A 10,965-nucleotide genomic window follows, 5' to 3' on the forward strand; every position below is an offset into this window, starting at 1 on the left:
GGCGGCACGGGCGGCGCGGCCGGTCTCGGCGGCTTCGGATCGAGCACCGGCGCCGCGGGCACGGCCGGTGACGGCGGCGTTGGTGGCGGCGGCGGTACCGGCGGCCAGGGCGGTGTCGGCAGCACCGGCACTGCGGGTGGTGGTGTTGGCGGTCAGGGTGCGGCCGGTGGTGACGGTGGCCAGGGCGGTGCTGGTGGCGCGGCCGGCGCGGCCAACGGCGGCACCGCCGGCAGCCAAGGCGTGGGCGGTCAGGGCGGCATCGGCGGAATCGGCGGCGTCGGCGGCCAGGGCGGTGCCGGTACCGACAACAGCACCAACCCCGGCGGCGTGGCCGGCGGCGCCGGAGGCATCGGCGGCGTTGGCGGAACGGGTGGCGCGGCTGGTCTCGGCGGTTCGGGGTCGAGCACCGGTGCCGCGGGCACGGCCGGTGCCGGCGGTGTTGGTGGCGGCGGCGGGACCGGCGGCCAGGGCGGCATCGGCAGCGGCGGCGCCAGCGGTGGCGGTGTTGGCGGTCAGGGCGCGGCCGGTGGGGACGGGGGCCAAGGCGGCGCCGGCGGCGCAGCCGGAGCCACCAACGGCGGCACCGCCGGGATTCAGGGCGCCGGCGGTCAGGGCGGCATCGGCGGCACCGGCGGCGTCGGCGGCGACGGTGGCATTGGCGTCGACAACAGCACCAATCCAGGCGTCGCCGGCGGCGGCGGAGGCACCGGCGGTATTGGCGGAACGGGTGGCGCGGCCGGCTTGGGCGGCTCCGGATCGACCACAGGAGCGTCCGGCACGGCCGGTGACGGTGGCGCCGGTGGCGGCGGCGGGACCGGCGGCCAGGGCGGCATCGGCAGTACCGGCGCCAGCGGTGGCGGTGTTGGTGGTCAGGGCGCGGCCGGTGGGGACGGCGGCCAAGGCGGCGCCGGTGGCGCAGCCGGAGCCACCAACGGCGGCACCGCCGGGATCCAAGGCGCGGGTGGTCAGGGCGGCATCGGCGGCACCGGGGGCGTCGGAGGCGCCGGAGGCGTTGGCACCGACAACAGCACCAATCCAGGCGTGGCCGGGGGCGCAGGTGGCGTCGGCGGTGTTGGCGGAGCGGGTGGCGCGGCCGGCTTGGGCGGCTCCGGATCGAGCACCGGCGCCGCGGGCACGGCCGGTGACGGCGGCGCCGGTGGCGGCGGCGGGACCGGCGGCCAGGGTGGCGTCGGCAGTACCGGCGCCAACGGTGGCGGTGTTGGCGGTCAGGGCGCGGCCGGTGGGGACGGCGGCCAAGGCGGCGCCGGTGGCGCAGCCGGAGCCACCAACGGAGGCACCGCCGGAAACCAAGGCGCGGGCGGCCAGGGCGGCATCGGCGGCACCGGCGGCGTCGGAGGCGCCGGAGGCGTTGGCACCGACAACAGCACCAACCCCGGCGTCGCCGGAGGCGCCGGAGGCATCGGCGGAGTCGGTGGTACGGGCGGCGCAGCCGGCCTGGGCGGCTCCGGATCGAGCACCGGAGCGTCCGGCACGGCCGGTGACGGAGGCGTCGGCGGTGTTGGCGGGACCGGTGGCCAGGGCGGCACCGGCAGCACTGGCGCCAGCGGTGGCGGTGTTGGCGGTCAGGGCGCGTCCGGCGGGGATGGGGGTCAAGGCGGCGCAGGTGGCGCAGCCGGAACCGGCGGCGGCGGCCAACAGGGCGCTGGCGGGCAGGGCGGCATCGGTGGAATCGGCGGCGTCGGCGGTCAAGGCGGTGCCGGTACCGACAACAGCACCAACCCCGGTGTCGCAGGTGGCGCGGGTGGCATCGGCGGAGTCGGTGGTACGGGCGGCGCGGCCGGTCTCGGCGGCTCGGGGTCGAGCACCGGCGCGTCGGGCACGGCCGGTGACGGCGGCGTTGGTGGCGGCGGTGGGACCGGCGGCCAAGGCGGTGCCGGCAGCAGCGGGACCGCCGGTGGCGGGATCGGTGGTCAGGGCGCGGCCGGTGGTGACGGTGGCCAGGGCGGCGCCGGTGGCGCAGCCGGAGCCACCAATGGCGGCACCGCCGGAACCCAAGGTGTCGGTGGTCAGGGCGGCATCGGCGGCACCGGCGGCGTCGGCGGCCAGGGCGGTGCCGGTACCGACAACAGCACCAACCCCGGCGTCGCAGGCGGTGCCGGCGGCATCGGTGGTGTCGGTGGCACGGGCGGCGCGGCCGGTGTTGGCGGCTCGGGGTCGAGCACCGGCGCGTCCGGCACGGCCGGTGACGGCGGTGTTGGTGGCGGCGGCGGGACCGGCGGACACGGCGGACAAGGCAGCAGCGGCGCCAGTGGTGGCGGGATCGGCGGTCAGGGCGCGGCCGGTGGGGACGGCGGGCAAGGCGGCGCCGGTGGCGCAGCCGGAGCCACCAATGGCGGCAGCGCCGGAACCCAAGGTGTCGGTGGTCAGGGCGGCATCGGCGGCACCGGCGGCGTCGGCGGCACCGGCGGCATCGGCGTCGACAACAGCACCAACCCCGGGATCGCAGGCGGTGCCGGCGGCATCGGAGGTGTCGGCGGCACGGGCGGCGCGGCCGGTCTCGGCGGCTTCGGATCGAGCACCGGCGCCGCGGGCACGGCCGGTGACGGCGGTGTTGGTGGCGGCGGCGGGACCGGCGGCAAGGCGGACAAGGCAACACCGGCACCAGCGGTGGCGGCACCGGCGGCCAGGGCGCGGCCGGTGGGGACGGCGGCCAGGGCGGCGCCGGCGGCGCAGCCGGAGCCACCAACGGCGGCACCGCCGGAACCCAAGGCGCCGGCGGCCAGGGCGGCATCGGCGGCACCGGCGGCCAAGGCGGCACCGGCGGAACCGGCACCGACAACAGCACCAACCCCGGCGTCGCCGGCGGCGCCGGAGGCATCGGCGGAGTCGGCGGCACCGGAGGCGCAGCCGGCGTGGGCGGCTCAGGATCGAGCACCGGCGCGTCCGGCACGGCCGGTGACGGAGGCATCGGCGGTGTTGGCGGGACCGGCGGACAAGGCGGACAAGGCAGCACCGGCACCAGCGGTGGCGGTACCGGTGGTCAGGGCGCGGCCGGTGGTGACGGTGGCCAGGGCGGCGCCGGCGGCGCGGCCGGAGCCACTAACGGCGGCACCGTCGGAACCCAAGGTGTCGGTGGTCAGGGCGGCATCGGTGGAATCGGCGGCGTCGGCGGCCAGGGCGGCATCGGCGTCGACAACAGCATCAACCCCGGCGTCGCCGGCGGTGCCGGTGGCATCGGTGGTGTCGGCGGCACGGGCGGCGCGGCCGGCGTGGGCGGTTCCGGGTCGACCACCGGAGCGTCCGGCACGGCCGGTGACGGAGGCATCGGCGGTGTTGGTGGGACCGGCGGCCACGGCGGACAAGGCAACACCGGCGCCAGTGGTGGCGGGACCGGCGGTCAGGGCGCGGCCGGTGGTGACGGTGGCCAGGGCGGCGCCGGCGGCGCAGCCGGAGCCACCAACGGCGGCGCCGCCGGAACCCAAGGCGCCGGTGGCCAGGGCGGCATCGGCGGCACCGGCGGCGCCGGCGGTCAAGGCGGTGCCGGTACCGACAACAGCACCAACCCCGGCGTCGCCGGCGGCGCGGGCGGCATCGGCGGAGTCGGTGGCACGGGCGGCGCGGCCGGTCTCGGCGGTTCCGGGTCGAGCACCGGCGCCGCGGGCACGGCCGGTGACGGCGGTGTTGGTGGCGGCGGCGGGACCGGCGGCCAGGGCGGTACCGGCAGCAGCGGCGCCAGCGGTGGCGGTGTTGGTGGTCAGGGCGCGGCCGGTGGGGACGGTGGCCAGGGCGGCGCTGGTGGCGCGGCCGGAGCCACCAACGGCGGCACCGCCGGGAACCAAGGCGTGGGCGGCCAGGGCGGCATCGGCGGCACCGGCGGTGTCGGCGGTCAAGGCGGTGCCGGTACCGACAACAGCACCAACCCCGGCGTCGCCGGCGGCGCGGGCGGTCTCGGCGGTGTCGGTGGTACCGGCGGCGCGGCCGGCTTGGGCGGCTCGGGTTCCACTGTCGGTGCGGCGGGCACGGCCGGTGACGGCGGTGCTGGTGGCGGCGGCGGCACCGGCGGACACGGCGGACAAGGCAGCACCGGTACCAGCGGCGGCGGGACCGGCGGCCAGGGCGCGGCCGGTGGTGACGGTGGCCAGGGCGGCGCCGGCGGCGCAGCCGGAGCCACCAACGGCGGCACCGCCGGGATCCAGGGCGCGGGCGGTCAGGGCGGCATCGGCGGCACCGGCGGCGTCGGCGGTCAAGGCGGTGCCGGTACCGACAACAGCACCAACCCCGGCGTCGCCGGCGGCGCGGGCGGCATCGGTGGTGTCGGTGGCACGGGCGGCGCGGCCGGCGTGGGCGGCTCGGGGTCGAGCACCGGCGCCTCGGGCACGGCCGGTGACGGCGGCGTAGGTGGCGGCGGCGGCACCGGCGGCCAGGGCGGTGCCGGCAGCAGCGGCGCCAGTGGCGGCGGGACCGGCGGTCAGGGCGCGGCCGGTGGGGACGGTGGCCAGGGCGGCGCTGGTGGCGCGGCCGGAGCCACTAACGGCGGCACCGCCGGAATCCAGGGCGTGGGCGGTCAGGGCGGCATCGGCGGCACCGGCGGCGTCGGCGGCACCGGCGGAACCGGCACCGACAACAGCGCCAACCCAGGGATCGCCGGTGGTGCCGGAGGCATCGGCGGAGTCGGTGGCACGGGCGGCGCGGCCGGCTTGGGCGGCTCGGGTGCGAGCACCGGCGCCGCGGGCAGCGCGGGTGACGGTGGCGCCGGCGGTGTTGGTGGGACCGGCGGCAAGGGCGGACAAGGCAGCATCGGCACCGCCGGCGGCGGGATCGGCGGTCAAGGCGCCGCGGGTGGTGACGGCGGCCAAGGTGGCACCGGCGGCGCGGCCGGAGCCACTAACGGCGGCACCGCCGGCAGCCAAGGTGTCGGTGGTCAGGGCGGCATCGGCGGAGTCGGCGGCGTCGGCGGTCAAGGTGGCATCGGCGTCGACAACAGCACCAACCCCGGCGTCGCCGGCGGCGCGGGCGGCATCGGTGGAGTCGGCGGTACGGGCGGCGCGGCCGGCGTGGGCGGTTCCGGGTCGAGCACCGGCGCGTCCGGCACGGCCGGTGACGGCGGTGTTGGCGGTGCCGGTGGGACTGGCGGCCAGGGCGGTGCCGGCAGCACGGGCACCAGCGGCGGCGGGACCGGCGGCCAGGGCGCGGCCGGTGGGGACGGCGGCCAGGGCGGTGCTGGTGGCGCCGCCGGATCCGGCGGCGGCGGCCAACAGGGCGCTGGCGGGCAGGGCGGCATCGGTGGAATCGGCGGTGTCGGCGGCGCCGGCGGGACGGGCACCGATAACAGCACCAACCCCGGTGTCGCCGGCGGTGCCGGAGGCATCGGCGGAGTCGGTGGCACGGGCGGCGCGGCCGGCGTCGGCGGCTCGGGTTCCACTGTCGGTGCGGCTGGCAGCGCGGGTGACGGTGGCGCCGGCGGTGTTGGTGGGACCGGCGGCCAGGGCGGTGTCGGCAGCACGGGCGCCAGCGGTGGCGGGACCGGTGGCCAGGGCGCGGCCGGTGGTGACGGCGGCCAGGGCGGCGCCGGCGGCGCAGCCGGAGCCACCAACGGCGGCACCGCCGGAACCCAAGGTGTCGGTGGTCAGGGCGGTATCGGCGGAATCGGCGGTGTCGGCGGCCAGGGCGGCATCGGCGTCGACAACAGCGCCAACCCCGGCGTCGCCGGAGGCGCGGGCGGCATCGGCGGTGTCGGCGGTACGGGCGGCGCGGCCGGCGTGGGCGGTTCCGGGTCGAGCACCGGAGCGTCGGGCACGGCCGGTGACGGCGGCGTCGGCGGTGGTGGTGGGACCGGCGGACAAGGCGGACAAGGCAGCAGCGGCGCCAGTGGTGGCGGGATCGGTGGTCAGGGCGCGGCCGGTGGTGACGGTGGCCAGGGCGGCGCCGGCGGCGCAGCCGGAGCCACCAACGGCGGCACCGCCGGAACCCAAGGCGCCGGTGGCCAGGGCGGCATCGGCGGCACCGGCGGCGTCGGCGGCCAGGGCGGTGCCGGTACCGACAACAGCACCAACCCCGGCGTCGCCGGAGGCGCGGGCGGCATCGGCGGTGTCGGCGGTACGGGCGGCGGGGCCGGCGTCGGCGGCTCCGGGTCGAGCACCGGTGCGGCGGGCAGCGCGGGTGACGGCGGCGTTGGTGGCGGCGGTGGGACCGGCGGCCAAGGCGGCAAGGCAGCAGCGGCGCCAGTGGTGGCGGTGTTGGTGGTCAGGGCGCGGCCGGTGGGGACGGTGGCCAGGGCGGCGCTGGTGGCGCGGCCGGAGCCACTAACGGCGGCACCGTCGGAACCCAAGGCGTGGGCGGTCAGGGCGGCATCGGCGGCACCGGCGGCGTCGGCGGTCAAGGCGGTGCCGGTACCGACAACAGCACCAACCCCGGCGTCGCCGGCGGCGCGGCCGGTCTCGGCGGTGTCGGTGGTACCGGCGGCGCGGCCGGCTTGGGCGGCTCGGGTTCCACTGTCGGTGCGGCGGGCACGGCCGGTGACGGCGGTGTTGGTGGCGGCGGCGGGACCGGCGGCCAGGGCGGTACCGGCAGCAGCGGCGCCAGTGGCGGCGGGACCGGTGGTCAGGGCGCGGCCGGTGGGGACGGTGGCCAGGGCGGCGCCGGCGGCGCAGCCGGAGCCACCAACGGCGGCACCGTCGGAACCCAGGGCGTGGGCGGTCAGGGCGGCATCGGCGGCACCGGCGGCGACGGCGGTCAAGGCGGTGCCGGTACCGACAACAGCACCAACCCCGGCGTCGCCGGCGGCGCGGGCGGCATCGGCGGAGTCGGTGGCACGGGCGGCGCGGCCGGCGTGGGCGGCTCCGGGTCGAGCACCGGCGCCGCGGGCACGGCCGGTGACGGCGGTGTTGGTGGCGGCGGCGGGACCGGCGGCCAGGGCGGTATCGGCAGCACGGGCGCCAGTGGCGGCGGTGTTGGTGGTCAGGGCGCGGCCGGTGGGGACGGTGGCCAGGGCGGCGCTGGTGGCGCGGCCGGAGCCACTAACGGCGGCACCGTCGGAACCCAGGGCGTGGGCGGTCAGGGCGGCATCGGTGGAATCGGCGGCGTCGGCGGTCAAGGCGGTGCCGGTACCGACAACAGCACCAACCCAGGGATCGCCGGTGGTGCCGGTGGCATCGGTGGTGTCGGTGGCACGGGCGGCGCGGCCGGTGTTGGCGGCTCGGGGTCGAGCACCGGCGCCGCGGGCACGGCCGGTGACGGAGGCATCGGCGGTGTTGGTGGGACCGGCGGACAAGGCGGACAAGGCAACACCGGCACCAGCGGTGGCGGTGTTGGTGGTCAGGGCGCAGTCGGCGGGGACGGCGGCCAAGGCGGCGCCGGCGGCGCAGCCGGAGCCACTAACGGCGGCACCGCCGGGATCCAAGGCGTGGGTGGTCAGGGCGGCATCGGCGGAATCGGCGGTGTCGGCGGCCAGGGCGGCATCGGCGTCGACAACAGCGCCAACCCCGGCGTGGCCGGAGGCGCGGGTGGCATCGGTGGTGTCGGTGGCACGGGCGGCGGGGCCGGCCTCGGCGGCTCGGGTTCCACTGTCGGTGCGGCGGGCACGGCCGGTGACGGCGGCGTAGGTGGCGGCGGCGGGACCGGCGGCAAGGGCGGACAAGGCAACACCGGCACCAGCGGCGGCGGGATCGGCGGCCAGGGCGCGGCCGGTGGGGACGGCGGCCAGGGCGGTGCCGGCGGCGCGGCCGGCGCCACTAACGGCGGCACCGCCGGTATCCAGGGCGCGGGCGGTCAGGGCGGCATCGGCGGGACCGGCGGCCAAGGCGGCCAGGGCGGCATCGGCGTCGACAACAGCGCCAACCCCGGCGTCGCCGGCGGCGCGGGCGGCATCGGCGGAGTCGGCGGCACGGGCGGCGCGGCCGGCGTGGGCGGTTCCGGGTCGAGCACCGGAGCCTCGGGCACTGCCGGTGACGGAGGCATCGGCGGTGTTGGCGGGACCGGTGGCCAAGGCGGACAAGGCAACACCGGGACCGCCGGTGGCGGGATCGGCGGTCAAGGTGCGGCCGGTGGGGACGGCGGCCAGGGCGGCGCCGGCGGCGCAGCCGGAGCCACTAACGGCGGCACCGCCGGAACCCAAGGCGCCGGCGGGCAGGGCGGCATCGGCGGCACCGGCGGTGTCGGCGGCCAGGGCGGCATCGGCGTCGACAACAGCGCCAACCCCGGCGTCGCCGGAGGTGCCGGTGGCATCGGCGGAGTCGGCGGCACGGGAGGCGCGGCCGGCCTGGGCGGCTCCGGGTCGAGCACCGGAGCCTCGGGCAGCGCCGGTGACGGCGGCGTTGGTGGTGCGGGTGGGACCGGCGGCCAGGGCGGCACCGGCAGCACTGGCGCCAGCGGCGGCGGTATTGGTGGCCAGGGCGCGGCCGGTGGGGACGGCGGCCAGGGCGGCGCCGGCGGCGCAGCCGGAGCCACTAACGGCGGCACCGCCGGAACGCAAGGCGCTGGCGGTCAGGGCGGCATCGGCGGCACCGGCGGCGTCGGCGGCCAGGGCGGCGCCGGTACCGACAACAGCGCCAACCCGGGCGTCGCCGGCGGCGCTGGTGGCATCGGCGGAGTCGGCGGCACGGGCGGCGCGGCCGGCCTGGGCGGCTCCGGGTCGAGCACCGGAGCCTCGGGCACGGCCGGTGACGGCGGTGTTGGTGGCGGCGGTGGGACCGGCGGCAAGGGCGGACAAGGCAGCACCGGCACCAGCGGCGGCGGCACCGGCGGCCAGGGCGCGGCCGGTGGGGACGGCGGCCAGGGCGGCGCCGGCGGCGCAGCCGGCGCCACTAACGGCGGAACCGCCGGAATCCAGGGCGCGGGCGGTCAGGGCGGCATCGGTGGGATCGGCGGCGTCGGAGGTGCCGGCGGCGTTGGCACCGACAACAGCACCAACCCCGGCGTCGCCGGCGGCGCGGGCGGCATCGGCGGAGTCGGCGGAACGGGCGGCTCAGCTGGTCTCGGCGGCTCGGGTTCCACTGTCGGTGCGGCGGGCACGGCCGGTGACGGCGGCATCGGCGGTGTGGGCGGCACCGGCGGCCAAGGCGGTGTCGGCAACATCGGCGCCAGCGGTGGCGGGACCGGCGGCCAGGGCGCGGCCGGTGGGGACGGCGGGCAAGGCGGTGCGGGCGGTGCGGCGGGAGCCACCAATGGCGGCACCGCTGGTATCCAGGGCGCGGGCGGTCAGGGCGGTATCGGCGGTACCGGTGGGGTCGGTGGCGCCGGTGGTGTCGGCGTTGACAACAGCACCAATCCCGGTGTCGCGGGCGGCGCGGGTGGCATCGGTGGTGTCGGTGGCACCGGCGGCGCGGCCGGTCTTGGCGGGTCCGGATCGAGCGTCGGTGCGTCCGGCACGGCCGGTGGCGGCGGGGTTGGTGGCAGCGGCGGGACCGGCGGCCAGGGCGGTGTCGGCAGCACCGGCGCCAGCGGTGGCGGGGCGGGCGGTCAGGGCGCGGCCGGTGGTGACGGCGGGCAAGGCGGTGCTGGCGGTGCGGCCGGCGCGGCCAATGGCGGCACGGCCGGTATCCAGGGCGCCGGCGGTCAGGGCGGCATCGGCGGGGTCGGTGGCGTCGGCGGTCAGGGCGGTGCCGGCACCGACAACAGCACCAATTCAGGGGTCGCCGGCGGTGCCGGAGGCATCGGCGGAGTCGGTGGCACCGGCGGCGCGGCCGGCCTCGGGGGCTCCGGGTCGAGCGTCGGCGGCGCGGGCAGCGCCGGTGATGGCGGCGCCGGCGGTGCGGGTGGAACCGGTGGCCAGGGCGGTGCCGGTAGCACCGGCACCAGCGGTGGCGGTGCGGGCGGTCAGGGCGCGGCCGGCGGTGACGGTGGCCAAGGCGGCGCCGGTGGCGCGGCCGGATCCGGCGGCGGCGGCCAGCAAGGCGCGGGCGGTCAGGGTGGCATCGGTGGAATCGGCGGCGTCGGCGGCCAGGGCGGCATTGGCGTCGACAACAGCACCAACCCCGGCGTCGCCGGCGGTGCTGGCGGCATCGGCGGTGTTGGCGGCACGGGCGGCGCGGCCGGTCTCGGCGGCTTCGGATCGAGCACCGGCGCCGCGGGCACGGCCGGTGACGGCGGCGTTGGTGGCGGCGGCGGTACCGGCGGCCAGGGCGGTGTCGGCAGCACCGGCACTGCGGGTGGTGGTGTTGGCGGTCAGGGTGCGGCCGGTGGTGACGGTGGCCAGGGCGGTGCTGGTGGCGCGGCCGGCGCGGCCAACGGCGGCACCGCCGGCAGCCAAGGCGTGGGCGGTCAGGGCGGCATCGGCGGAATCGGCGGCGTCGGCGGCCAGGGCGGTGCCGGTACCGACAACAGCACCAACCCCGGCGGCGTGGCCGGCGGCGCCGGAGGCATCGGCGGCGTTGGCGGAACGGGTGGCGCGGCTGGTCTCGGCGGTTCGGGGTCGAGCACCGGTGCCGCGGGCACGGCCGGTGCCGGCGGTGTTGGTGGCGGCGGTGGGACCGGTGGCCAGGGCGGCACCGGCAGCACTGGCGCCAGCGGCGGCGGTGTTGGTGGTCAGGGCGCGGCCGGTGGTGACGGTGGCCAGGGCGGTGCTGGTGGCGCGGCCGGCGCGGCCAACGGCGGCACCTCCGGAACCCAAGGCGCCGGCGGCCAAGGCGGCATCGGCGGAATCGGCGGTGTCGGCGGTCAAGGCGGTACTGGCGTCGACAACAGCATCAACCCCGGCGTCGCCGGCGGTGCCGGAGGCATCGGCGGAGTCGGCGGCACGGGCGGCGCGGCCGGCTTGGGCGGGTCCGGGTCGAGCACCGGAGCGTCCGGCACGGCCGGTGACGGCGGCATCGGCGGTGTTGGTGGGACCGGTGGCCAGGGCGGTGCCGGCAGCACGGGCACCAGCGGCGGCGGGATCGGCGGCCAGGGTGCGGCCGGTGGGGACGGTGGCCAGGGCGGCGCCGGCGGCGCGGCGGGGGCGACCAATGGCGGCACCGCCGGAACCCAAGGTGTCGGTGGTCAGGGCGGCATCGGCGGCACCGGCGGCCA

General features: G+C 79.6%; 3 protein-coding genes and 1 pseudogene. 3 read left to right on the plus strand and 1 reads right to left on the minus strand.

The annotated features are described in order from the left end of the window. A pseudogene (locus tag AWC08_RS39875) lies at window positions 1-1,818 on the plus strand (PE family protein); the annotation flags it as partial. 566 nt (window positions 1,819-2,384) lie between these two features. On the opposite strand, the gene AWC08_RS37500 reads toward AWC08_RS39875, so the two are convergent. After that, window positions 2,385-2,771 carry a hypothetical protein gene (locus tag AWC08_RS37500; protein WP_085088214.1) on the minus strand — a complete coding sequence of 129 codons (387 nt, stop codon included), beginning with the start codon at window positions 2,769-2,771 and terminating at the stop codon, window positions 2,385-2,387. Window positions 2,772-2,873: 102 nt separating this feature from the next. Here AWC08_RS37500 and AWC08_RS39880 point away from each other — a divergent pair, with 102 nt between their 5' ends. Both AWC08_RS39880 and AWC08_RS39705 read left to right on the plus strand, forming a co-directional pair. After that, window positions 2,874-7,562 (plus strand): PE family protein, encoded by a 4,689-nt coding sequence (locus AWC08_RS39880; RefSeq protein WP_159460014.1) that lies wholly within the window; start codon window positions 2,874-2,876, stop codon window positions 7,560-7,562. Between the two features lie 299 nt (window positions 7,563-7,861). Next, window positions 7,862-10,965: hypothetical protein (locus AWC08_RS39705; protein WP_473234625.1), on the plus strand; the 3,104-nt coding region annotated here is incomplete at its 3' end.

It is taken from the genome of Mycobacterium gordonae, from assembly GCF_002101675.1.
GTDB classification, from domain to species: domain Bacteria; phylum Actinomycetota; class Actinomycetes; order Mycobacteriales; family Mycobacteriaceae; genus Mycobacterium; species Mycobacterium gordonae.